The following is a 22,139-nucleotide window of genomic DNA, read 5'->3' on the forward strand; positions in this document are numbered from 1 at the left end:
CCTTCGCGCACTGGCCGCGAACCGTGATCGGCGCGACGTGGCAAGGGCTACGGAGTCACGACCGGACGGGGCCGGCCGCCAACATCCGCTTGCCGCGGAGATACATCTCCAGCCGCTGCACGCTGAACAGCCCTAGCGCCAGCGCCATCAGCACGTCGGTGATCGCCATTGGATCGAGCCCCGCCGGCCCCGCATAGCTCAATGCGCCGCGCGCGCTGCTGCGCACGACGATCAGCAGCACGATGAACAGCAACGCCGCCGGTGACGAGGTCTGGCCGAGCCGGTGCGTCTCCGGATCGAGCGTGATCCGCATCATCTTGCCGCGCTGCCAGCCCAGCGCCGCGCCGAGTCCGACCGCGACGAGGCAGAAGGCCCAGCCCCAGCCCTGCGGCGGAAAGCGCGTGAAGGTGAAGCCGATCACCACCGCATAGAAAGCCGGCAGGATCCAGAGATGTTCGAGCTTGAGCGGCCGCACCCGGCTCATCCGCTTCCAGCGGATCGCCATCACCACCGCGACGACGACGAGCGGGATCGCATAGCTGATCCACCCGCCCGGTTGCTGTGCCTGCATATGTCCGTGTCCCCGCCCGTTACGGGACAGAAACTAAAGCCACCGACGGCATTGCGAAAGGGGGTATCCTAGCCCCAACCTCCGTCACCCCGGGCTCGACCCGGGGTCCCGCTACGCCCGAAGCGCGAAGGTAGCGGGACCCCGGCTCAAGGCCGGGGTGACGAGGGAGCTGCCATTACTCCGCCGCCTGCGCCAGCGGCTGTTCCTTCCACACCAGCACCGGCTTGCGCGCCGCCTGCGTCTCGTCGAGCCGCGCACGCGGCGCGAAATGCGGCGCGGTCTTGAGGCTGGCGTCGCCGGCCTTGGCCCGTTCCGCCACGCTGCGCAGCGCGCCGACGAACTGGTCGAGCGCCGCCTTCGATTCGGTCTCGGTCGGTTCGACCAGCATCGCGCCGTGGACGACGAGCGGGAAATAGACCGTCATCGGGTGGAAGCCCTCGTCGATCAGCCCCTTGGCGACGTCGAGCGTCGAGAAGCCCTCGGCGAGATTGGCGTCGGAGAAGATCGCCTCGTGCATGCACGGCCCCGACTTGGCGAAGGGCGCGTCGAGCGTCCCCTCCAGCGAGCGCAGCACGTAATTGGCGTTGAGCACCGCATCCTCGGCGACCTGCTTGAGGCCGTCGGCACCGTGGCTGAGGATATAGGTCAGCGCGCGGGTGAACATCCCCATCTGGCCATGGAAGGCGGTCATCCGGCCGAACGTGTCGGGATGATCGTCGCCGGCGGTCTCTTCCTCGATGAGCTGGATATGCCCGTCGGCCATGCGCGCGGTGAACGGCAGCGGTCCGAAGGGGCTGAGCGCCTCCGACAGCACCACCGGCCCGGACCCCGGTCCGCCGCCGCCGTGCGGGGTCGAGAAGGTCTTGTGCAGGTTGATATGCATCGCGTCGACGCCGAGGTCGCCGGGCCGCACCCGGCCGACGATCGCGTTGAAATTGGCACCGTCGCAATAGACGTAGCCGCCCGCGTCATGGACCGCATCGCTGATCGACTTCAGGTCGCGCTCGAACAGGCCGCAGGTGTTGGGGTTGGTAATCATCACCGCGGCGACGTCCGGCCCCAGCCGTGCCTTCAACGCCGCGGTATCGACGCGACCGTCCGCGGTGGCGGGGATATCCTCGACGGTGAAGCCGGCGAAGGCCGCGGTGGCGGGATTGGTGCCATGTGCCGATTCGGGCACGAGGACGACCTTGCGATGGCCGTCGCCGCGCTTCTCCAGCGCCGCCTTGATGCACAGGATGCCGCATAATTCGCCGTGCGCGCCGGCCTTCGGCGACATGGCGACGCCGTGCATGCCGGTGAGCTTGATCAGCCACACCGCCAGTTCGTTGATGACCGCGAGCGCGCCCTGCACGGTGTCGACCGGCTGCAACGGATGCACGTCGGCGAAACCGGGGAGGCGCGCCATCTTCTCGTTGAGCCGCGGATTGTGCTTCATCGTGCACGAGCCGAGCGGGAACAGGCCGAGGTCGATCGCGTAATTCTGGCGGCTGAGCCGCGTATAGTGACGGATCGTCTCGGGCTCGGACAGGCCGGCAAGCCCGATCGGCGCCTTGCGGCTGAGATTGCCGAGCCGCGACCCCGCGACGTCACCCTCGGCGAAATCGACGCCGGTGGTCTGCGTATCGCCGATCTCGAAGATCAGCGCCTCTTCCAGCATCAGCGCCTTGTTGCCGGTGAAGGTCGGTGCGGCGCCATTGCCGCCGCCGGCGGTCATTTCGGGACGCCAGCCGCTCTGATTGATGCTCATGCCAGAACCTCCTCGAGTGCGGCGGCAAGGGTTTCGACGTCCTCCGCGGTCGTCGTCTCGGTGACCGCGACGATCAGCCCGTTGGCAAGCGCATCCTCGCCCGGATAGAGCCGGCCGAGCGACACGCCCGCCAGGATGCCGCGATCGGCGAGCGTCCGCACGACGGGGCGCGCCTCGACCGGCAGTTTCAGCGTGAATTCGTTGAAGAAGGTCTCGGTGACCAATTCTACGCCCCGCACCTTGGCGAGGCGATCGGCGGCGCGGCACGCCGCGGCATGGTTGATCCCCGCCAGCCGGCGCAGACCCGCCTCGCCGAGCAAGGTCATGTGGATCGAGAAGGCGAGCGCGCACAGGCCAGAGTTGGTGCAGATGTTGCTCGTCGCCTTCTCGCGACGGATATGCTGTTCGCGCGTCGACAGCGTCAGCACGAAGCCGCGGCGTCCCTCCGCGTCCACCGTCTCACCGCAGAAGCGGCCCGGCATCTGGCGGATATACTTGTCCTTGCAGCCCATCAGGCCGACGTACGGGCCGCCGAACTGAAGGCCGACGCCGAGCGACTGGCCTTCGCCGACGACGATATCGGCGTCCATCTCGCCCGGCGAGGTTATCGCGCCCAGCGCCACAGGCTCGGTGACGACCGCGATCAGCAGCGCCTTGTTGGCGTGGCAGGCGTCGGCGAGCGGCGTCAGGTCGGCGATCCGACCGAGGATGTCGGGATATTGGACGACGACGCACGACGTATCGCCGTCGATCGCGGCGATCAGCGCATCGACATCCGTTTCGGCGGTCAGCGCCGGCGCGGCGGTTTCGAGATGATCGCCGGTGTATTTCGCCATCGTCTTCGCGACGCTGACATAATGCGGGTGGAGCCCGCCCGACAGGATCGCCTTACCCTTGCGGGTGATGCGCCGCGCCATGCCGATCGCTTCCCAGCAGGCGGTCGAGCCGTCGTACATCGACGCGTTCGCCACGTCGGTGCCGAGCAGCCGCGCGACCTGCGTCTGGAACTCGAACAGCATCTGCAGCGTGCCCTGCGCGATCTCGGGCTGATACGGCGTATAGGCGGTGAGGAACTCGCCACGCTGGATCAGGTGATCGACGCTCGCCGGCACGTGATGGCGATAGGCGCCCGCACCGAGGAAGAACGGCACTTCGCCCGCGACCGTGTTCTGGCGGGCGAGCGCGGTCATGTGCCGCTCGACCGCCAGTTCGGAGGCGTGGTTCGGCAGGTCGTGGATCGGGCCGGACAGGCGGGCGGCCTCGGGCACGTCGACGAACAGATCGTCGATCGATCCCGCACCGATGACCGCGAGCATCGCGTCGCGGTCGGGCTGGGTAAGCGGCAGGTAGCGCATCATCATTCCCTTGAGAGCCCCGCCTGTGGGAAGGGCCTTTACCTATGGCGACGGGCTGAGGTTCGATCGATCATCCCCGCAGGTCCCGTCACCCCGGACCAGTTACGGGGTCCACCGGGCAGCAGGGGCGCCCTATCGTTTCAGACCATCCTCCTCGCCGCCGCGTGGACCCCGGAACAAGTCCGGGGTGACGTATCAAGCGCGGCGAAGCATCGACCAGAGCGGAGCACCAATTGCGAGGCTGATCGTTACAGCTTGGCGACGAAATCCGCGTAGGCGGCTTCGTCCATCAGCGTCTCCAGCTCGGCCGGATCGCTGAGCGTGATCCTGAAGAACCAGCCTTCCGCTTCCGGATCCGAGTTGACCAAGCTGGGATCGTCCGACAGCGCGGCATTGCCCTCGGTCACCGTCCCCGACACCGGCGAATAGACGTCCGACGCGGCCTTGACCGATTCGACCACCGCGGCCTCGTCGCCCTTGCCGAGCTGCTTGCCCGCCTCGGGAACGTCGACGAACACGATGTCGCCGAGCTGGCCCTGCGCATAATCGGAGATGCCGACGGTGCCGGTGTCGCCATCGACATCGACCCACTCATGATCTTCGGTGAAATAACGGCTCATCACTTGCCTCCTGCGCGGACATAGCGGTGGGGAACGAACGGCATCGGTGCGACCGTCGCCTCGTGGATCTTGCCGCGCTGGACGAGGCGCAGCGGCGTGCCGGCCTCGGCGAGCGCAGCGGGAACATAGGCCATGGCGATCGGCGCACCGACGCTCGGCGCGAAGCCGCCGCTGGTGACGCGGCCGATCACCGCGCCCTCGGCGTCGACGACGCTCGCGCCCTCGCGCACCGGCTGGCGGCCCTCGACCGACAGGCCGACGCGCTTGACCGCGGGACCGTCGGTGCGCTCGGCAAGGATGCGCGCGGCGCCGGCGAAATCGGCGGCCTCGCGGCGGCGCTTGGACAGAGCGAAGCCGAGGTCGGCCATCACCGGCGTCGTCTCGGGATCGAGATCGTGGCCGTAGAGCGGCAGTCCGGCCTCGAGCCGCAGCGAATCGCGCGCGCCGAGGCCGATCGACTTGACCTCGGGCTCGGCGCAGATCGCATCGGCGAAATCGGCGGCGGCCTCGGCGGGGATCGAAATCTCGACGCCGTCCTCGCCGGTATAGCCTGAACGGCTGATCCACAGCGCATGGCCGTTCCAGTCGAACGCGCCCGCGGTCATGAACACGAGATCCTCGACGCCGGGGATCAAGCGCGACACGGCAGCGACCGCCTTGGGTCCCTGCACCGCGAGCAAGGCCTGATCTTCCATAAGGTTCATCGTCAGATCGTCGGGCAGCACGTCGAGCAGATAGGCGAGATCGTCATATTTGGTCGCGCCGTTGACGACGACGTAATGGCTCGCCGCGCCGAACGGATGCGCGCCCTCGGCGGGCAGCGTCGTGGCCATCAGATCGTCGAGGATGCCGCCCTCGTCGTTGAGCAGCAGCGAATAGCGGATCTTGGTCGGCGCGAGCCCGGCGATATCGCCCGGCAGCACCGCTTCGAGCGCCCTGGCGACGCCGGCGGCGTCGAGCCCGTCGCCGGTGAAGCCGACCTGGCCCATATGGCTGACGTCGAACAGGCCGGCGGAGTCGCGCGTCCACAGATGCTCGGCCATGATGCCCTCATATTGGACGGGCATTTCATAGCCGGCGAACGGCACCATGCGGCCACCGCGGGCGCGGTGCCAGCCGTCGAGCGGCAGCAGCTGGATTGCGGGCTCGTCGCCGTCGAGGTCGTCGAGCGGGTCGGGCAAGGTGTCTGGCAGCGAATCGCTCATCAACCGTCTCCAAGAAAGGCACGGGACCAAAGACGGCACGGGGCCGCAATCGATCCGTCATACCCCCTCTGTCACGGTGACCTGAGAGCTTTGACCCGGCGCGTGGCGCGGCGGGCTTACCCCTTCGGTGGCTCCTCAAAGGAACGCTTTCCAGAGTGTCGATAAGGCAGCGCGCGGTCCCGTTTGCCTGAGAGATTCCGGGGTGGTTGCTCCTTCGGCGGCCTCCTTGTGAAGAGGCTCTCTCCCGCGCCCGCCCATGCCGGTCGCCCGGCATCGACGCGTGGTGCTGTGACGGGCGGCGGGGCCTTAGTCAATGCGGAAACGCCCTCCCCTCCCTGCGCGGGAAGGGATGAGAATCAGCGTTGCGCGTTATACTTCAGCTGGTCGTCAGTGAGCTGGAAGCCGACCAGCGCCTCGAAGGTCGCGCGCAGCACCGCGGAGCGCACCTCCGGCCGCGCCAGCGGATCGGTCGCGGCATCCTCGTCGCCCGCCTTGCGCTTGCGGGTGAGCTGGTTGCGCACCTCGTCGGGCAAGGTCGCCGCCGCCCGCGCGATCTGCGTCGAGGCGGTGCCCTGCGCCTGCGCGCGCGCCTGCCCGGCGTCGAAATGCACCGTGATCTGCCCCTTGCGCTTGGCGGTCACCGCCGAGCCGCCGCGGACGATCGCGATATAATAAGGCAGCACCACGTCGCGCGGGCCCTCGGTCCGCGTCCGCCGCGCGAGCACGTCGAAGGTGACGCTGGTGGCGATCTGCTCGCCGGCGTCGTTGCAGGCGCCGCGCACGTTGGTCATGCTGGCGACGACGTCGATCGCGCTCGCGTCGCGGCTCGTCGCAGGATCGAACAGGGTGATGTCGCCGGTACCGGCGGCGACGCCGACCGTCGGGCAGGCGGAGCGCACGGCGGAGATGCCGCCTTCGACGATCTCGCCCTTGCTGGCGCAGCCCGAGAGGATCAGCGCGAGGGCGGACAGGCCTAAAGCCGGGGTTTTCACGAGGACGCGTACCTTTGTCGAACGGACAGTGATGCGCCGCCGGAGAACCCGGGCGATGCGCGGCGCACCATAGGAACCGGCTTTCCCGCGTGCAAGCAATCGCGTACTTCCGCGCGGTGAGCCAATCGCGTACTTCCGTGCGCCGCACCAATCGCGTAGAACCGCCGGCATGGCCTCCCAATTCCCCGCGGACGGCGGCAAGCCCGTCCTCGAACTGCTGATCGCCGCACCGCGCGGCTTCTGCGCCGGCGTCGACCGCGCGATCCGCATCGTCGAACTCGCGATCGAGAAGCACGGCGCGCCCGTCTACGTCCGCCACGAGATCGTCCACAACAAGTTCGTCGTCGACACGCTGAAGGCGCAGGGCGCGGTGTTCGTCGAGGAGCTCGACCAGGTGCCCGACGGCGCGCCGGTGGTCTTCTCCGCGCACGGCGTGCCAAAGTCGGTGCCGGTCGACGCGCAGAACCGCGGCCTCGACTATCTCGACGCAACCTGCCCATTGGTGTCGAAGGTCCATCGTCAGGCCGAGCGGCTCGTCGCCGCCGGCCGCCATATCATCTTCATCGGCCACGCCGGCCATCCCGAGGTCGTCGGCACCTTTGGCCAGGTGCCCGCCGGCGCGATGTCGCTGATCGAGACCGCCGCCGACGCCGAGATCTTCGCGCCAGTCGATCCCGACAATCTCGCCTTCCTCACCCAGACGACGCTGTCGGTCGACGACACCGCCGCGGTGGTCGCGGTGCTGCAGCGCCGCTTCCCCAACATGCTGCCGCCGCGCGGCGAGGACATCTGCTACGCCACCTCGAACCGGCAGGCGGCGGTCAAGGCGATCGCCGCGGCGTGCGACGCGATGCTGGTGATCGGCGCGCCCAATTCGTCCAACTCGGTGCGGCTGGTCGAAGTGGCGGAGCGCGAGGGCATTCCGGCGCGGCTGATCCAGCGCGCCGGCGAGCTCGACTGGACGTTCCTCGACGGCGTCGGCACGCTCGGCATCACCGCCGGCGCCTCCGCGCCCGAGCTGCTGGTGCGCGAGCTGGTCGACCTGCTCTCCACCCGCTTCGCGATCACCGAGCGCGAGGAGGAAACGACGCGCGAGACGATCGCATTCAAACTGCCACGCGGCCTCGACGCCGCGGCATAGGCTGACCGTCCCCCGGCGCACGTCCGGGGGACGTGGAGACTGGGGAGGGATCATGGCCGTCTACACGCACGTCTCGGCCGAGGCGCTGTCCGCGTTCCTGCGCCGCTACGCCGAGGTCGGCGAGCTCGTCTCCGCCAAGGGCATCGCCGAGGGCGTCGAGAACAGCAACTATCTCGTCGACACGACGACCGCGCGCTTCATCCTGACGCTCTACGAGAAGCGCGTCGACGTCGGCGACCTGCCCTTCTTCCTCGATCTGCTCGATCATCTAGCGGACCGCGGGCTGCCGGTGCCGCCCGCGATCCGCGACCGCGACGGCGTCGCGATCCAGACGCTGGAGGGCCGCCCCGCCTGCCTGATCCGCTTCCTCAACGGCGTCTCGGTGACCCGCCCGACGCCGGATCAGGCCGCCACCGCCGGCGCCGCGCTCGGCGCGCTGCACGCCGCGGTCGCCGATTTCGATGGCGGCCGGCCCAACAGCCTCGGCATCGCCGACTGGCGGCCGCTGCTGATGCGCTGCGGCAGCGATCTCGACGCCATCGCGCCGGGCCTGTTCGCGCGCGTCGACGCCGCGCTCGCCGCGGTCGAGGTGGCCTGGCCGCACGATCTGCCGACCAGCGTCATCCATGCCGATCTGTTCCCCGACAACGTCCTGATGCTCGGCGCACGGGTGACCGGACTCATCGATTTCTACTTCGCCTGCCGTGACATACGCGCCTATGACGTCGCCGTGATGCACACCTCCTGGGCCTTCGATCCGCAGGGCGCGCCGCTCGACGGCGTCGGCCCGGCGCTGCTCGCCGGCTATGGCGGGGCGCTCGGCCTGTCCGCCGCCGAGCGCGCCGCGCTGCCGGTGCTCGCGCGCGGCGCGTGCATCCGCTTCCTGCTCACCCGCGCATGGGACTGGCTCGACACGCCGGCGGATGCGCTGGTGACGCGCAAGGACCCGCTCGCCTATCTGCGCCGGCTCGACTGGTACGACGCCCATCCGGAGGCCTTTGCATGACCGACCCCGCCGCCCCCCAGCTCGTCGAGATCGCCACCGACGGCGCCTGCAAGGGCAATCCCGGCCCGGGCGGCTGGGGCGCGCTGCTCCGCTTCGGCGGCCACGAGAAGGAATTGTCGGGCGGCGAGACGCTGACCACCAACAACCGCATGGAGCTGACCGCGGCGATCGAGGCGCTGCGCGTGCTCACCCGCCCGTGCCGGATCAAGCTCAGCACCGACAGCAAATACGTCATGGACGGCCTGACCCGCTGGATCCATGGCTGGCGCAAGAACGGCTGGCGCACCGCCGACAAGAAGCCGGTCAAGAACGCCGAACTCTGGCAGGCGTTGTTCGCCGAGACGCAGAAGCACGAGATCGAATGGATCTGGGTCAAGGGCCACGCCGGCAACGCCGACAACGAACGCGTCGACAAACTGGCGAGTGACGCGGCGATTGCGGCGAGCCGCCCGGCGGGGTGACCTGGTTCTCCCCCGGCGGGGAGGGCAATCGCATATGATCCTTCGGGGCAGTGCGACGGCATTTATATCTCCGTCATGCCGGACTTGATCCGGCATCCCGCTTTTACTTACCGTCCGAAGAAGCGGGACCCCGGCTCAAGGCCGGGGTGACGGGGTGGCTTTCATGTGCGACATTCCTCCCCGCCAAGGGGGACTAAGCAAACCGCCCCGCGGCATAGCGCGCGACGTCGACCCCCTCGAACCCCGCCGGCAGGGCCGTCCCCAGCAACAGGCTCGCCGCCACCGTCGCGCCGGCGGGCGCGGTCTGGATGCCGAAGCCGCCCTGCCCCGCGCACCAGAACAGCCCCGCCACCGCCGGATCGAAGCCGTACACCGGCAACCGATCCGGCGCGAAACTGCGCAATCCCGCCCAACGCCGCTCGACCGCCGCGACCCGCCAGTCGACCACATGCTCGAACCGGTCGACCGCCAATGCGACGTCGATCTCCTCGGGCGCGACGTCGTGCGGATCGACCGGCGTTTCGTCGTGCGGACTCAGCCACAGCCGCCCCGCCTCCGGCTTGAAATAGAACCGCCCCGCGATATCGGCGACATGCGGCAGATCGGCGCCCGCGGGCGGATCGGTGCGCAACTGCACCATCGTCCGCCGATAGGGCTGGATGGCGAGCGGCGCCGCGCCCAGCCGCACGGCGATGCGATCTGCCCAGGCCCCCGCCGCATTGACCAGCACGCGCGCGCGATACGTCCCCGCCGGCGTCGCGATCGTCCAGATGCCGTCGGCACGCCGCGCCTCGTCCAGCCCGGCGCGCGTCGCGATCGCTCCACCGGCGCGGCGGAATTCGGCCAGATAGGCGGCATGGAGCGCCGCGACATCGATATAGGCGCAGCTCGGCTCGTGCACGCCGAGCGTCCATTCGGGCCGCAGCCCCGGCACGAACGCGGCGGGATCGACGCGGTCGAGCGCCACCGTGGTCCCCTCGAACGCGGCGAGGAAGGCGTCGACCCGCCCGGCATCCGCCGCCCGCCCGATATGCAGCGATCCCAGCGGCGCGAGATAGCCGCCGCCGCGCAACGCCGCTTCGGAGGCGCTGGTCAGCGGCTGGATGCCCGGCCCGCCATAGGTCTCCGACCAGAAGGCGGCCGAGCGCCCGGTGCTGTGATAGCCCGCCTGCGCCTCCGCCTCGAGCAGCAGCACGCGCGCGTGCGGCGCGAGCGCGGCGGCGAGGCTGGCGCCGGCGATCCCCGCGCCGATGATCGCGATATCGTGGATCATCGCAGCCGATCCAGGAACGCGTCGATCGCGTCGAAGGCACGCCGCCGCACCGCATCGTCCTCGCGCAGGATCTCATGCGCCGATTCGGCACCGAAGCGCACCAGTTCGACCCGCGGCAGCCGCGCCGCCAGCCGCACCGCGGCGCGGGCATCGACCAGCCGGTCGGCATCGGCGACCAGCATCAGCATCGGCACCGCGAGCGCCGCCAGTCGTGGGTCGGCCTGCAGCCGCGCGCCCGAGTCGAACGCCTCCAGCACCCACGCCCAGCTCGGCGGCCCGAGCAGCAGCGACGGATCGCGCGCATACCAGAAGGCCTCGTCGGCATAGCGATCGAGCGAATGGGTGAGCCGCTGCTGGCGATGGCCGGCGGACGCCTTGCCCGGCCGCACCGTCCACGCCGGCCGGGCGGGATCGCCGATCTTCGTCATCGCCCAGGCGACCGCACGACCGGCCCGCGCGCCGAGCGGTGAGCGCACGCCGATCATCGGCGACACCAGCACCGCCGCATCGGGCACGACGCCGCCGTCGAGCATCGCGCGCAGCGCCAGATGCCCGCCCATCGAATGGCCGAGCAGCACTGCCGGCCCCTCCCCCGCGCGCGTCCAGTCGCGCCAGAAGGCGGTGAGATCGCCCACCCACGCGTCGAAACTGGCGGCATGGCCGACGTGTGGATCGGCGGCGAGCCGCCCGGAGCCGCCCTGCCCGCGCCAGTCGAACGCGGTCACCGACCAGCGCCGCGCATGCAGGTGGCGGATCGTCTCGAGGAATTTCTCGACGATGTCCGCGCGGCCGCCCTGCACCAGGATACGCCCGCGGGCGTCGGGATGCGGCCAGTCGAAGCGGCGGTGGCGCCAGCCGTCGGGCGCCTGCCATTGCGTCAGGCGCGAATCGGCGGGCAGGTCGCGGCGCAGCTCGGCTTGGTCGGTCATCGTTGCTTTGGTTACGGTTTCGCAAGCCATGCCGTCTACCTGTCGCGTCCGATGGGATGGGATAGTCTATTGATCGCGGCGCTGGCCGTCACGCTCGGCGGCCTGCTCGTCGCCGCGGGAATCGAGGATGCCCGCACCCGCGAGATCGCCAATGGCAAGAATGCGGCGATCGCACTGCTCGCGCCACTGTGGTGGTGGGCGATGGGGCTCGGCTGGGGCGACGTCGCGGTGCAATTGCTCGTCGCGGCGATCGTCTTCGCGGTGTTCGTCGGCGCCTTCGCCTGCGGCTGGATGGGCGGCGGCGACGTCAAGATGATCGGCGCGCTTGCCTTGTGGCTGCCGCTTGGCGGCCTGTTGCAGATGCTGATGCTGATGTCGGTGCTCGGCGGCGCGATCACCGTCGCGATGATGATCGAGCGGCGCTGGCAGCGCCGAATCGGCGAGGTTGAGGTGCCTTATGGCGTCGCAATCGCCGCGGCGGCGCTGCTCGCGCTGCCCGCCACTCTGCCAGCCCTTTGAAGACGAACCGGATTTTAACCAGTCCGCGGCCAAGATGGCCCAATCAACCACCGGTGCGCTGAAAGGCCCGTTGAGACCATGGATAGTCGCAAGATCGTTTTGCTGGTGGGCGCGTTGCTCGTCGCCGGCATCACGGCATTTTTCGCCCGCTCGTTGCTCGTCGGCGCCTCCGCGCCGCAGGCGGTGGCGATGGGCGCCCCCGCCCCGGTCGTCGTCACCGGCCCGGAAGTGCTGGTCGCGACCCGCGCGCTGCCCGTCGGCACGATCCTCGACGCCACCGCGCTCAAGTTCCAGCCGTGGCCGCAGCAGCTCGTCGACAACGCCTATTACCTCAAGGCGGGTACCGACGTGGCGAAACTGACCGGCACCGTGGTGCGCAACGCGATCACCGCCGGCCAGCCGGTCACTCGCGGCGCGTTGGTGTCGCCGGGCGACCGCGGCTTCCTCGCCGCCGCGCTCGGACCGGGCATGCGTGCGGTCACCGTCAGCGTGTCGAGCCAGGCGGCGGTCGCCGGCTTCGTCTTTCCGGGCGACCGCATCGACCTCGTCCTGACCCAGACCGTCAACGGCGGCGGCGACGGCCAGCCGCTCAAGGTGTCCGAGACGATCATGCGCAACGTCCGCGTGCTCGCCACCGACCAGCGCACCGACAATGTCGTCGGCGAGGACGGCAAGTCGAAGGTCACGAGCTATTCGACGGTGACGCTGGAGGCGACGCCGAAGATGGCCGAACAGGTCGCGGTGGCGCGCACGATCGGCGAATTGTCGCTGTCGCTGCGCGCGCTCGCCGACAATTCGACCGAACTCGAAGAGGCGATCGCCAGCGGCGCGGTCAAGGTGCCCGACGGCGACCCGCGCGCCGAAAAGGCGATGATGCTGCGCCTCGCCACCCAGCCGCAGACCGGCGGCACCACCTTCGCCACCGGCGCCGACGTCTCGCGCTTCCAGCGTAGCACCGTGCCGGCACGCGCACCGGCCGCCGGCACCCCGATGGGCACCGGCACCGCACCGGGTGGCGCGCCCGGCGCCGGCGGCGCGACGATCCAGGGCCCGGCCGTGCGGATCGCCCGCGGCAACACCGTGACCGTCGTTCCGGTCGGAGGGAAAAACTGACATGCCTCTCGTCCACCCCCTCCGCACCCGCTGCGGCCGCACCGCCGCCGTCGCGCTGGCGCTCGCCACCACGGTCGCCGCGCCGCTCGCCATCGCCGATGCGCGCGGCACCGGTGCCGATGCCGCGGTCGCCGGCGGCAGTTCGTCGGTCGTCCAGGTCAACACCGGCCGTGGCCGGCTGGTGACGCTGTCGCGACCGATGAGCGACGTCTTCGTCGCCGATGACAGCATCGCCGACGTCCAGGTCCGCTCGCCGACGCAGCTCTACATCTTCGGCAAGAAGACCGGCGAGACGACGATCTCCGCCACCACCCGCGGCGGCGCGGTCGTCTATGCGACCACCGTCCGCGTCGGCAACAACCTCGATTCGATCGCGGCGATGCTCCAGCTCGCGATGCCCGACGCGCGGCTCGTCGCGACGCCGATGAACGGCATCGTGCTGCTCACCGGCACCGTCGCCGGCCCCGGTGACGCCGCCGAGGCCGAACGGCTGGTCCAGGCCTATGTCGGCGACGCGACCAAGGTGCTCTCGCGCCTCAAGACCGCGACCCCGCTGCAGGTCAATCTGCAGGTCCGCATCGCCGAGGTCAGCCGGACGTTCATCAAGAACGTCGGCGTCAACCTCGGTTCGGTCGACTCGACCGGCGGGTTCAAATTCGGCATTGGTCGCGGCGGCGTCAGCCCTCAATATACGCCTGGTTTCCCGCTGGCGACCGGCTTCAACACAGGTACGAATACCACCCTGATCCCGAACGGCAGCTCCGGCTCGACGCTCGGCCTCGCCGGCAGGCTGCTCGGCCTCGACCTGCTCGCTGCGGTCGATCTCGGCGAGACGCTGGGTCAGGTGACGACGCTCGCCAACCCCAATCTCACCGCCTTGTCGGGCGAGACCGCGACCTTCCTCGCCGGCGGCGAGATCCCGATCCCGCTCTCCGGCGGACTCGGCACCGTCACCGTCGAGTACAAGCAATATGGCGTCAGCCTCGCCTATACGCCGACGGTGCTGTCCGACGGCCGCATCTCGCTACGCGTCCGTCCCGAGGTGTCGCAGATCGACAATGCCAATGCGGTCAGCGTCGGCGGCACCCGCGTTCCCGGCATCACCACCCGCCGCGCCGAGACGACGCTGGAGCTCGGCTCGGGCCAGAGCATGATGATCGGCGGCCTGCTCTCCAACAGCCACGGCAACAACATCGACAAGACGCCGTTCCTCGGCGACCTGCCGATCATCGGCTCGCTGTTCCGCTCGACCAACTTCCAGCGCAACGAGACCGAGCTGGTCATCATCATCACCCCCTATCTGGTCAAGCCGGTGAGCGATCCCGCCCAGATCGCGCTGCCGCACGACGGCTATCGCGCGCCGAGCGATGCCGCGCGCATCCTGCTCGGCGAGGTCGGTTCGGGCGGCAACGGTCCGCGTCCGGTGCCGACGATGGTTCCCGGCGGCCAGCCGCCCGCGCCGACGATCGGCGCCGCCGCGGCGGTGCTGCCGGTGCCGCAGCGTCAGCCCGCGCCCGCCGCCGCCGATCCGCGCGCCACGTCGAAGAAGAAGGGCGCCGTCCCCGCCCCCGGATTTTCCAACTGATGCCCGCGCCGGCCCCGATCAAGGACCCGTTCAAGGACATGGCCCCGATGACCAAGCACAAGCTGCTCCTTGCCACCCTGCCCGCGCTGCTTCTCGGCGGCTGCATGGGCACCACCAACCGCGGCCTCGAATCGGTTCATCAGCCGGTCGTCGCACGCAGCGATTACGCGCTCGACCTCGCCACCGCCGGGGCCGGCCTCGCCGCCGGCGAAGGCCGCCGGCTCGCCGGCTGGATGGACACGATGCACCTCGGCTTCGGCGACAAGGTCGCGATCGACGAGAGCGCCGACGGCGCCGGCCGCGCCCGCGACGAGATCGCCGCCGTCGTCGCCAGTTACGGCCTGCTGCTCTCCGACGACCGGCCGGTGACCGCCGCGCCGGTGACGCCCGGCACGCTGCGCGTCGTCGTCAGCCGCATGCACGCCAGCGTGCCCGGCTGCCCCGACTGGAGCCGCAATTCGAGCAACGAATTCGACGCCAACACCTCGTCCAACTACGGCTGCGCGATCAACGCCAACCTCGCCGCGATGATCGCCCGCCCGAGCGACCTGGTCTCCGGCACCGATGCGCAGCCGCTCGTCGATACCGCGGCCAATGCCAAGGCGATCGACACCTATCGCAAGAAGGCGCCGACCGGCGCCGCCGCGCTGCAGGCGACCAGCGCCCGCGGAGCCAATTGATGAACGCCCCCTGGAAACCCGCCGGTCTCTCGACGCGCGAGCCGTTCGCCGCCTACGTCTGCGACGAGACCACCGCCGAAACGCTGCGCCCGATCGCCGCCGAACTCGGCTGGTCGGTTGACAAGGTCTACAAGGGCGGGCTGCGCAACGCCGTCCAGTCGCTGTCGGTTTCGGCCAGCCCGCAGATCCTGCTCGTCGATCTCGCCGAATCGGGCGATCCGCTCAGCGACATCAACGGCCTCGCCGAAGTGTGCGAGCCCGGCACGGTGGTGATCGCCGCCGGCCAGGTCAACGACGTGCGCCTCTACCGCGACCTGATCGCCAGCGGCATCCAGGATTATCTGCTCAAGCCGCTCCATCCCGACGCGATGCGCGAGGCCTTCGGTCACGCGCAGGCGATGCTCAACGCCCCCAAGCTCGCCGAGGCCAGCATCGACCGGCCGCATTGCGCGATCGCCGTCATCGGCACGCGCGGCGGCGTCGGCGCGTCGACCGTCGCCACCTCGACCGCCTGGCTGCTCGCCGAGCGCGAGAAGCGCACCACCGCATTGCTCGATCTCGACGTCCATTTCGGCACCGGCGCGCTGACGCTCGATCTCGAGCCCGGCCGCGGCCTCACCGACGCGATCGAGAATCCCAGCCGCATCGACGGCCTGTTCATCGAACGCGCGATGGTCAAGGCGACCGAGAAGCTTGCCGTCCTCTCCGCCGAGGCACCGATCAACGCACCATTGGTTACCGACGGCGCCGCTTTCTATCAGTTGCAGGAAGAGATGCGCGCCGCCTTCGAGGCGACGGTGGTCGATCTGCCGCGTGCGATGCTGGTCCAGCACCCGCAGCTCATCAGCGACATCCAGGCCGCGGTGATCGTCACCGAACTCACCCTCGCCTCGGCGCGCGATACGATCCGCATCCTGTCGTGGCTCAAGACGCACGCACCACAGACCCATCTCACCGTCGTCGCCAACCGCGTCCACCCCGCCGCGCAGCTCGAGATCAGCCGCAAGGATTTCGAAAGCTCGATCGAGCGCAAGATCGACTTCCTCGTCCCCTTCGACCAGAAACTGGCGGCGCAATCGGCCAAGCTCGGCAAGCCGCTCGCCGAGGCGGGCAAGAACACCAAGACGATCGCGCCGCTGATCGACCTCACCCGCCACGTCCTCAACGCCGGCGAGGAACTCGTCGCGGGCAGCGGCGACGGCAAGACGCGCAAGAAGGGCAAGTCGTTGATCGGCGGCTTCTCCGCGTTGCTGCCGCGCCGCGCCAAGAAATAGCGTCGCGGCGATGGACCTCTTCCCTCTCGCGATGGTGCTGCTCGGCGGCGGACTGGCGATCGCCTTGGTCGCCTTCGCGCTCGCCGGCCCATCGCCGCAGCGCGCGCAGACGCGCCGCGTTGCCGCGATGCGGATGCGCCACGGCGATTTCGCGGTGGTCGAATCGCAGATGCGGCGCATCGCCGCCGGCCGCGTCCAGACCCGCACCGACCTCGCGGTCGGCCGGCTGCTGCCCAATCCGGCGCAGCTCGCCCACCGGCTGGCGATGACCGGCAAGGACTGGAGCGTCGGCCGCTACGGCATGGTCAGCGCCGGGCTGATCGTCGTCGTCGCCGGGCTGCTGATGCTCAAGGGCGCGCCGTTCCTCTTCGCCCTGCTGTTCGGCGTCGCGGTCGGCGCCGGCGTGCCGCATTGGATGGTCGGCTATTTCATCCGCCGCCGTGTCACCCGCTTCACCGCCAAATTCCCCGATGCGATCGAATTGCTCGTCCGCGGCCTGCGCTCGGGCCTGCCGGTCAGCGAGACGATCGGCGTCGTCGGCAACGAGGTGGAGGGGCCGGTCGGCGAGGAATTCCGCATGGTCTCCGACAAGATGAAGATCGGCATGTCGATGGACGCGGCCTTGCAGGACACCGCCGACCGGCTCGGCACGCCCGAATTCCAGTTCTTCGTCATCACCATCGCGATCCAGCGCGAGACCGGCGGCAATCTCGCCGAAACGCTCGCCAATCTCGCCACGGTGCTGCGCCAGCGTGGCCAGATGAAATTGAAGATCAAGGCGATGTCGTCCGAATCCAAGGCTTCGGCCTATATCGTCGGGTCGCTGCCGTTCATCGTCTTCGGGATGATCTGGATGATCAACGCCGGCTATATGCAGGGCTTCTTCTCCGAACCGCGGCTGATCATCGCCGGCATCGGCGGCCTGCTGTGGATGGGGATCGGCGTGTTCATCATGGCCAAGATGGTCAGCTTCGAAATCTGATGGCCGGGGGCGAATAGACATGCAGGCTTCCGGACCGACGCTGATGGGCATCGACGTGCTCTGGGTCGCGACCATCCTGTCGGGGGTCGCCGCCTTCGCGGTGATGCTCGCCATCTATACGGTGATGCGCACCGTCACCGATCCGATGACCAAGCGCGTCAAGGCGCTCAACGAACGCCGCGAACAGCTCAAGGCCGGCATCACCGCCTCGACCAAGCGCCGCGCCAAGCTGGTCCAGCGCAGCGACACCACCGACTGGATGCGCGGCCTGCTCTCGTCGCTCAAGGTGTTGCAGGACAGCCAGGTCAAGGACGCGCAGCTCAAGCTGATGCGCGCCGGCATCCGGTCGAAGGAATGGGCGGTCGGCGTCATCTTCGGCCGGCTCGCGCTGCCGATCGTGTTCGGCGGGCTGATGGTGGTCGTCGTCTACGGGCTCGACTATTTCCCCGACTGGTCGCCGTTCAAACGCTATGCGCTGGTCGCGGTGACCTTCATCCTCGCCTACAAGGCGCCGGACATCTATCTGAAGAACAAGATCACCAAGCGCAGCGACGCGATCCGCAAGGGCCTGCCCGACGCGCTCGACCTGCTGGTGATCTGCGCTGAGGCGGGCCTGACCGTCGACGCCGCCTTCCACCGCGTCGCCAAGGAACTCGGCCGCGCCTATCCCGAACTCGGCGACGAATTCACGCTGACCGCGATCGAACTCGGCTTCCTCACCGAGCGGCGGCAGGCGTTCGAGAATCTCGCCACCCGCGTCGACCTCGACGCGATCCGCGGCGTCGTCACGACGATGGTGCAGACCGAGAAATACGGCACGCCGCTCGCCTCGGCGCTGCGCGTGCTGTCCGCCGAATTCCGCAACGAACGCATGATGCGCGCCGAGGAGAAGGCCGCGCGCCTGCCGGCGATCATGACGATCCCGCTGATCCTCTTCATCCTCCCGACGCTGTTCATCGTCATCCTCGGCCCCGCCGCCTGCTCGATCAGCGACGCCTTCTAGCGGGAGCCCTCCTTGGAGGGCATCCCCCATGGGGAGGTAGGAGACATTCTCCCCCATGAGATGGGAGACATTCCCCACCACCGTTCGCCCTGAGCCTGTCGAAGGGCAGGTGAGACCCGATCCGCCTCCACCTAAGATACGTCACCCCGGACTTGTTCCGGGGTCCACTGCGCCGCAAGGGCACGACGTAACCTCCAGCCGTTCTCCTCGCCGCAGAGTGGACCCCGGAACCAGTCCGGGGTGACGGATGGTTCCGGAAAGCGACGGACCAACACCAACGCCCGGCTGTCCTACACCCGCCGCAAATGCTAAAGAGCGCCCCCCACACGCTCTTTCTCATCGCCATCGATCAGCACGTTTCCGGAAACGATAAACCCGGATCGTTTCCATTCAGGTGTCCATCTTGTCCACGTTCGGCGCCTAACCCATTCCACCGCAACGACACCGCTTCCACGCAGCGTGACGCTCCCGGCCCGATGAACCAACCCCCGCCGCGCTCGTTATGCACCCGTAACAGGGAGGCTCGGATGCTGTTCACCACCACCACGCAGTTCGTCGCTTTGGCATTGTGCCTCGTCGCCGGCTGGTTCTTCGGGCTCGCCAGCCACGGCGGTGGCCGCAAGTGGAAGACGCGCTATGCCGACGAGCGCGAGGCGCATGCCGGCTATCGCAAGCAGGGCGACGCCGCGCTTGTCGACGCCAACCGCCGCATCGCCGAGCTGGAGCGCGAGAACGACCGTCTCGCCCGCGCTGGCGAAACCGTCCCGGTCGCCGCCGCCCCCGTCGCCGCCGCACCGACCATCGGGGAGCGTCTCACCGGCAGTGCCCGCCCGGTGCGCACCGTCCGCCCCGCCTATCCCGCCGGCAACCGCCCCGGCTGGTTCGATTTCGGCGACCGTTCGCGCGTCTGACGCGACCGCCGCGCCCGGATCGCCGCCGCTCGACTTCCGCGGCGTGACCGGGCAAGATCGCATCATGGAGACCATCTCGCGCACCGGCGGCCAAATTCTGGTCGATCAATTGCTTGCACAGGGTTGTGAGCGGATTTTCACGGTGCCGGGGGAAAGCTTCCTCGCCGTGCTCGACGCGCTCCACGACGCGCCGGACATCGCGACGGTGGTCTGCCGGCAGGAAGGCGGCGCGGCCTATATGGCCTGCGCCGACGGCACGCTCACCCACCGCCCCGGTATCGCCTTCGTGACGCGCGGGCCGGGTGCGACCAATGCCGCGATCGGCGTCCATGTCGCGCGGCAGGATTCGCAGCCGCTGATCCTCTTCATCGGCGACGTCGACCGCACCACCCGCGACCGCGAGGCCTTCCAGGAAATCGATTTTCCCGCGATGTTCGCCCCGATCGCCAAATGGGCGGCGCGGATCGACGATGCCACGCGCATCCCCGAATATGTCGCCCGCGCCTATGCGGTGGCGATGAACGGCCGGCCCGGCCCGGTGGTGCTGGCGCTGCCCGAGGACATGCTGCGCGACACCGCCGCGGTCGCCGACCGGCCCCGTGTCGAACGCCTGCCGCAGGGCTGCGACGAAGCCCCGCTCGAACAGCTCACCGATCTGCTCGCCACCGCCGAGCGGCCGCTCGCGATCGTCGGCGGCGCGGGCTGGGACGGCGTCGCCGCGCAGGATTTCGCCGCCTGGGCCGATCGCACCGGCGTCCCCGTCGCCACCGCCTTCCGCCGGCAGGATGCCATCCCCAACGCCTGCCCCAGCTACGCCGGCAATCTCGGCTACGGCCCCAATCCGGCGCTCGTCGCGCGGGTGAAGGATGCCGACCTGCTGATCGTCGCGGGCGCGCGGCTCGGCGAGGCGACGACCGACGGCTATACGCTGATCACCCCCGATCATCCCGGCCAGCGCCTCGTCCACGTCCATCCCGATGCGAACGAACTCGGCATGACCTATCGCACCGATCTGGCGATCTGCGCCGGCATGGCCGAATTCGCCGAGGCGCTGGTCGCGCTCGACGGCCCGCCCCATCCCGGCGGTGCCGAGGCACACTCGGAGTGGGTGCAATGGTCCACGCCCGCGCCGCGCGACGGCGTCACGATGGACCTCGGCCCCTGCGTCGCCGCGATGCGCGAACAGCTCCCCGCCGATACGATCATCTGCAACGGCGCCGGCAATTACAGCGGCTGGTGGCACCGCTATTGGCATTACCCCGCCCCCGGCACGCAGCTCGCGCCGACCGCCGGGGCGATGGGCTACGGCCTGCCCGCCGCGGTCGCCGCCGCGCTCCGCTATCCCGAGCGGCAGGTGGTCGCGCTCGCCGGCGACGGCTGCTTCCTGATGAACGGTCAGGAGCTCGCCACCGCCGTCCAGCACGATGCGCAACTGCTGGTGCTGGTCGTCGACAACCAGGCCTATGGCACGATCCGCATGCACCAGGAGCGCGAATATCCCGGCCGCGTCGCCGCCACCACGCTCGCCAATCCCGATTTCGCCGCGCTCGCCCGCGCCTACGGCGGCTGGGCCGAGACCGTCGAGCGCACCGACGATTTCGCCCCCGCACTCGCCCGCGCGATCGAACAGCGTGGCGTCCGGCTGCTCCATCTGCGCACCGACGTCGACGTAATCACCCCCGCCGCCATCCTTGGTAAGCGATCGGCCTAGCCCCGCCCGCGCGCCGCGCGGGTCGGCACCACCAGCCGGTCGAGGAAATTGCGCAACTCGGTCATCCGCGTGCGCGGCTCGGTCACCTGTTCGTCGAGGCCCAGCCGCCACGCCAGATCGCGCCGGTCGGGCGCCTCGTGCAACGCCTCGACCAGCGCCGCGTGCGTCGCCACGTCGAGCGCGTCGCGCGCCAGCCCCAGCGCGACCAGATCGTCCGCCTGCCGCCGCAGCGCCGCCGCGACCTCGCGCAGCGAGATTTCCGGATGATATTGCACGCCCCAGAAGATGCCGCCGTCGTGGCGGATCTCGGCAGCCTGCACCTCGGTGACGCCGTTCGAGGCGAGCAGCCTGCCGCCCGCGGGCAGGGTCGCCACCTCGTCGCTGTGTACCGCCGGCACGTCATAGGCCGGCGGCCGACCGGCGAGCAGCGGATGATCCTGCCCCGCCGGCTGGCGCACGATGCGCCGCGCGAACCCCGCCTCGCGTCGCGCACCCATCGCCCGCACGGTGCCGCCCGCCGCGACGACCGCGACCTGCAGGCCCGCGCACGACCCGAACGCCGGCGTCCCCGATCGATAGACCGCGCGCATGAAGTCGATCTCGCGCCGCGCCTCGGGCGTATCCTCGTACAGATGAAGCGGCGACCCCGTCAGGATCACCCCGTCATAGCCGTCGAGCCCGCCCGCCGGCGCCGCCGCATCGTGATCCGCCGGCTTGATCCGCTCGCAGACCGCATCGGGGACCAGCGCGCCGAGCCGCTTGAGGAACGTCTCGCCGGAACTGCGCCCGACGCTCTCGCGCCGCGTTTCGCGCGCCGCCGGCGGCTCGCTTTCGGCCACCAGCAACCGCAAGGGCATCGTCATCCGTCGGCCGGTTTCGTCGTCACGGTCCTGCCGCGCTCGATCAGCGCATCGATCGCCTCGGTCTCCAACCGCCCCGCCGTGATCAGCGCGGCCTCCGGCGTCAGCGACACGGCGACCCCATCGGGGCCATCGACGATGATCTCACCATGTTCATGGCTGACCGAGGACGGAGTGTTGTACGGCGTGGTCATTGGA

22 protein-coding genes and 2 riboswitches are annotated in these 22,139 nt (G+C 69.5%); of the genes, 12 read left to right on the forward strand and 10 right to left on the reverse strand.

The window, feature by feature from the left end:
* Positions 1 to 55: 55 nt before the first annotated feature.
* The 6 genes from MC45_RS05600 to MC45_RS05625 form a co-directional block, all read right to left on the reverse strand.
* A complete protein-coding gene (locus MC45_RS05600) occupies positions 56 to 571 on the reverse strand; it encodes a CcdC protein domain-containing protein (protein ID WP_038660576.1) in 516 nt (171 codons plus the stop codon).
* A gap of 175 nt (positions 572 to 746) precedes the next feature.
* Entirely contained in the window at positions 747 to 2,321 is a 1,575-nt protein-coding gene (gcvPB, locus tag MC45_RS05605; protein ID WP_038660580.1) for an aminomethyl-transferring glycine dehydrogenase subunit GcvPB, read from the reverse strand.
* A complete protein-coding gene (gene gcvPA / locus MC45_RS05610; protein ID WP_038666564.1) occupies positions 2,318 to 3,676 on the reverse strand; it encodes an aminomethyl-transferring glycine dehydrogenase subunit GcvPA in 1,359 nt (452 codons plus the stop codon). Before gcvPA ends, gcvPB begins: the two co-directional genes overlap by 4 nt.
* A gap of 248 nt (positions 3,677 to 3,924) precedes the next feature.
* Positions 3,925 to 4,296: a glycine cleavage system protein GcvH gene (gcvH, locus tag MC45_RS05615; RefSeq protein WP_038660583.1), complete on the reverse strand. Its 372-nt coding sequence runs from the start codon at positions 4,294 to 4,296 to the stop codon at positions 3,925 to 3,927.
* Positions 4,296 to 5,501 (reverse strand): glycine cleavage system aminomethyltransferase GcvT, encoded by a 1,206-nt coding sequence (gene gcvT, locus MC45_RS05620; RefSeq protein ID WP_052075527.1) that lies wholly within the window; start codon positions 5,499 to 5,501, stop codon positions 4,296 to 4,298. Before gcvT ends, gcvH begins: the two co-directional genes overlap by 1 nt.
* Positions 5,502 to 5,559: 58 nt before the next feature.
* Positions 5,560 to 5,665: riboswitch (glycine riboswitch) on the reverse strand.
* Positions 5,666 to 5,758, reverse strand: a riboswitch (glycine riboswitch).
* Between the two features lie 99 nt (positions 5,759 to 5,857).
* A complete protein-coding gene (locus MC45_RS05625) occupies positions 5,858 to 6,493 on the reverse strand; it encodes a hypothetical protein (protein ID WP_245640849.1) in 636 nt (211 codons plus the stop codon).
* Between the two features lie 169 nt (positions 6,494 to 6,662).
* Here MC45_RS05625 and ispH point away from each other — a divergent pair, with 169 nt between their 5' ends.
* From ispH to rnhA, 3 genes are read left to right on the forward strand one after another with little or no spacing between them, the layout of a single operon-like run.
* Positions 6,663 to 7,634, forward strand: coding sequence for a 4-hydroxy-3-methylbut-2-enyl diphosphate reductase (gene ispH / locus MC45_RS05630; protein WP_038660586.1), 972 nt, complete (start codon positions 6,663 to 6,665; stop codon positions 7,632 to 7,634).
* Positions 7,635 to 7,686: 52 nt separating this feature from the next.
* Entirely contained in the window at positions 7,687 to 8,640 is a 954-nt protein-coding gene (thrB, locus tag MC45_RS05635) for a homoserine kinase (RefSeq protein ID WP_038660588.1), read from the forward strand.
* A complete protein-coding gene (gene rnhA / locus MC45_RS05640) occupies positions 8,637 to 9,101 on the forward strand; it encodes a ribonuclease HI (RefSeq protein ID WP_038660592.1) in 465 nt (154 codons plus the stop codon). The genes thrB and rnhA overlap by 4 nt, the downstream gene beginning before the upstream one ends.
* A 193-nt stretch (positions 9,102 to 9,294) precedes the next feature.
* Here the strand turns inward: rnhA and MC45_RS05645 are convergent, their stop codons facing one another.
* On the reverse strand, positions 9,295 to 10,374 hold the full coding sequence (locus MC45_RS05645) for an NAD(P)/FAD-dependent oxidoreductase (RefSeq protein WP_038660595.1): 1,080 nt from the start codon (positions 10,372 to 10,374) through the stop codon (positions 9,295 to 9,297).
* On the reverse strand, positions 10,371 to 11,303 hold the full coding sequence (locus MC45_RS05650) for an alpha/beta fold hydrolase (protein ID WP_038660598.1): 933 nt from the start codon (positions 11,301 to 11,303) through the stop codon (positions 10,371 to 10,373). Before MC45_RS05650 ends, MC45_RS05645 begins: the two co-directional genes overlap by 4 nt.
* Positions 11,304 to 11,354: 51 nt before the next feature.
* On the opposite strand from MC45_RS05650, the gene MC45_RS05655 reads away from it, so the two are divergent.
* The 9 genes from MC45_RS05655 to MC45_RS05695 all read left to right on the forward strand — a co-directional run bounded on the left by MC45_RS05655 (position 11,355) and on the right by MC45_RS05695 (position 21,081).
* On the forward strand, positions 11,355 to 11,822 hold the full coding sequence (locus MC45_RS05655) for an A24 family peptidase (RefSeq protein ID WP_038660601.1): 468 nt from the start codon (positions 11,355 to 11,357) through the stop codon (positions 11,820 to 11,822).
* Between the two features lie 78 nt (positions 11,823 to 11,900).
* Positions 11,901 to 12,935 carry a Flp pilus assembly protein CpaB gene (gene cpaB, locus MC45_RS05660; protein WP_038660604.1) on the forward strand — a complete coding sequence of 345 codons (1,035 nt, stop codon included), beginning with the start codon at positions 11,901 to 11,903 and terminating at the stop codon, positions 12,933 to 12,935.
* 1 nt (position 12,936) lies between these two features.
* The gene (locus MC45_RS05665; RefSeq protein ID WP_038660607.1) at positions 12,937 to 14,520 is read left to right on the forward strand and encodes a type II and III secretion system protein family protein; all 1,584 of its coding nucleotides are present in this window, start codon (positions 12,937 to 12,939) and stop codon (positions 14,518 to 14,520) included.
* A complete protein-coding gene (locus MC45_RS05670) occupies positions 14,520 to 15,200 on the forward strand; it encodes a CpaD family pilus assembly protein (protein WP_245640850.1) in 681 nt (226 codons plus the stop codon). The genes MC45_RS05665 and MC45_RS05670 overlap by 1 nt, the downstream gene beginning before the upstream one ends.
* On the forward strand, positions 15,200 to 16,474 hold the full coding sequence (locus tag MC45_RS05675; protein ID WP_038660609.1) for a CpaE/TadZ family protein: 1,275 nt from the start codon (positions 15,200 to 15,202) through the stop codon (positions 16,472 to 16,474). The genes MC45_RS05670 and MC45_RS05675 overlap by 1 nt, the downstream gene beginning before the upstream one ends.
* 10 nt (positions 16,475 to 16,484) lie before the next feature.
* The gene (locus MC45_RS05680; protein ID WP_038660612.1) at positions 16,485 to 17,456 is read left to right on the forward strand and encodes a type II secretion system F family protein; all 972 of its coding nucleotides are present in this window, start codon (positions 16,485 to 16,487) and stop codon (positions 17,454 to 17,456) included.
* Positions 17,457 to 17,475: 19 nt separating this feature from the next.
* Positions 17,476 to 18,459, forward strand: a complete 984-nt coding sequence (locus tag MC45_RS05685) for a type II secretion system F family protein (RefSeq protein ID WP_171009555.1) — start codon at positions 17,476 to 17,478, stop codon at positions 18,457 to 18,459.
* Positions 18,460 to 18,986: 527 nt separating this feature from the next.
* Positions 18,987 to 19,370, forward strand: a complete 384-nt coding sequence (locus tag MC45_RS05690; RefSeq protein ID WP_038660624.1) for a hypothetical protein — start codon at positions 18,987 to 18,989, stop codon at positions 19,368 to 19,370.
* 64 nt (positions 19,371 to 19,434) lie between these two features.
* Positions 19,435 to 21,081 (forward strand): thiamine pyrophosphate-binding protein, encoded by a 1,647-nt coding sequence (locus tag MC45_RS05695; protein ID WP_038660627.1) that lies wholly within the window; start codon positions 19,435 to 19,437, stop codon positions 21,079 to 21,081.
* Here MC45_RS05695 and MC45_RS05700 read toward each other — a convergent pair.
* Entirely contained in the window at positions 21,078 to 21,944 is an 867-nt protein-coding gene (locus MC45_RS05700) for a type 1 glutamine amidotransferase (RefSeq protein WP_179944563.1), read from the reverse strand. The genes MC45_RS05695 and MC45_RS05700 overlap by 4 nt on opposite strands.
* Complete coding sequence (locus MC45_RS05705; RefSeq protein WP_038660633.1) at positions 21,941 to 22,135, reverse strand: hypothetical protein; 195 nt, start codon at positions 22,133 to 22,135, stop codon at positions 21,941 to 21,943. Before MC45_RS05705 ends, MC45_RS05700 begins: the two co-directional genes overlap by 4 nt.
* Between the last annotated feature and the right edge of the window lie 4 nt (positions 22,136 to 22,139).

The organism is Sphingomonas taxi (assembly GCF_000764535.1).
Lineage (GTDB): Bacteria > Pseudomonadota > Alphaproteobacteria > Sphingomonadales > Sphingomonadaceae > Sphingomonas > Sphingomonas taxi.

Bases quoted from the DNA above. Each gene is read 5' to 3' on its own strand.
- MC45_RS05600 (WP_038660576.1), bottom strand. From the start codon at position 571: ATGCAGGCACAGCAACCGGGCGGGTGGATCAGCTATGCGATCCCGCTC.
- ispH (WP_038660586.1), top strand. From the start codon at position 6,663: ATGGCCTCCCAATTCCCCGCGGACGGCGGCAAGCCCGTCCTCGAACTG.
- gcvT (WP_052075527.1), bottom strand. From the start codon at position 5,501: ATGAGCGATTCGCTGCCAGACACCTTGCCCGACCCGCTCGACGACCTC.
- gcvH (WP_038660583.1), bottom strand. From the start codon at position 4,296: ATGAGCCGTTATTTCACCGAAGATCATGAGTGGGTCGATGTCGATGGC.
- rnhA (WP_038660592.1), top strand. From the start codon at position 8,637: ATGACCGACCCCGCCGCCCCCCAGCTCGTCGAGATCGCCACCGACGGC.
- MC45_RS05645 (WP_038660595.1), bottom strand. From the start codon at position 10,374: ATGATCCACGATATCGCGATCATCGGCGCGGGGATCGCCGGCGCCAGC.
- gcvPA (WP_038666564.1), bottom strand. From the start codon at position 3,676: ATGCGCTACCTGCCGCTTACCCAGCCCGACCGCGACGCGATGCTCGCG.
- gcvPB (WP_038660580.1), bottom strand. From the start codon at position 2,321: ATGAGCATCAATCAGAGCGGCTGGCGTCCCGAAATGACCGCCGGCGGC.
- MC45_RS05675 (WP_038660609.1), top strand. From the start codon at position 15,200: ATGAACGCCCCCTGGAAACCCGCCGGTCTCTCGACGCGCGAGCCGTTC.
- cpaB (WP_038660604.1), top strand. From the start codon at position 11,901: ATGGATAGTCGCAAGATCGTTTTGCTGGTGGGCGCGTTGCTCGTCGCC.
- MC45_RS05695 (WP_038660627.1), top strand. From the start codon at position 19,435: ATGGAGACCATCTCGCGCACCGGCGGCCAAATTCTGGTCGATCAATTG.
- MC45_RS05700 (WP_179944563.1), bottom strand. From the start codon at position 21,944: ATGACGATGCCCTTGCGGTTGCTGGTGGCCGAAAGCGAGCCGCCGGCG.
- MC45_RS05680 (WP_038660612.1), top strand. From the start codon at position 16,485: ATGGACCTCTTCCCTCTCGCGATGGTGCTGCTCGGCGGCGGACTGGCG.
- MC45_RS05685 (WP_171009555.1), top strand. From the start codon at position 17,476: ATGCAGGCTTCCGGACCGACGCTGATGGGCATCGACGTGCTCTGGGTC.
- MC45_RS05665 (WP_038660607.1), top strand. From the start codon at position 12,937: ATGCCTCTCGTCCACCCCCTCCGCACCCGCTGCGGCCGCACCGCCGCC.
- MC45_RS05655 (WP_038660601.1), top strand. From the start codon at position 11,355: ATGGGATGGGATAGTCTATTGATCGCGGCGCTGGCCGTCACGCTCGGC.
- MC45_RS05650 (WP_038660598.1), bottom strand. From the start codon at position 11,303: ATGACCGACCAAGCCGAGCTGCGCCGCGACCTGCCCGCCGATTCGCGC.
- MC45_RS05690 (WP_038660624.1), top strand. From the start codon at position 18,987: ATGCTGTTCACCACCACCACGCAGTTCGTCGCTTTGGCATTGTGCCTC.
- MC45_RS05705 (WP_038660633.1), bottom strand. From the start codon at position 22,135: ATGACCACGCCGTACAACACTCCGTCCTCGGTCAGCCATGAACATGGT.
- MC45_RS05670 (WP_245640850.1), top strand. From the start codon at position 14,520: ATGCCCGCGCCGGCCCCGATCAAGGACCCGTTCAAGGACATGGCCCCG.
- thrB (WP_038660588.1), top strand. From the start codon at position 7,687: ATGGCCGTCTACACGCACGTCTCGGCCGAGGCGCTGTCCGCGTTCCTG.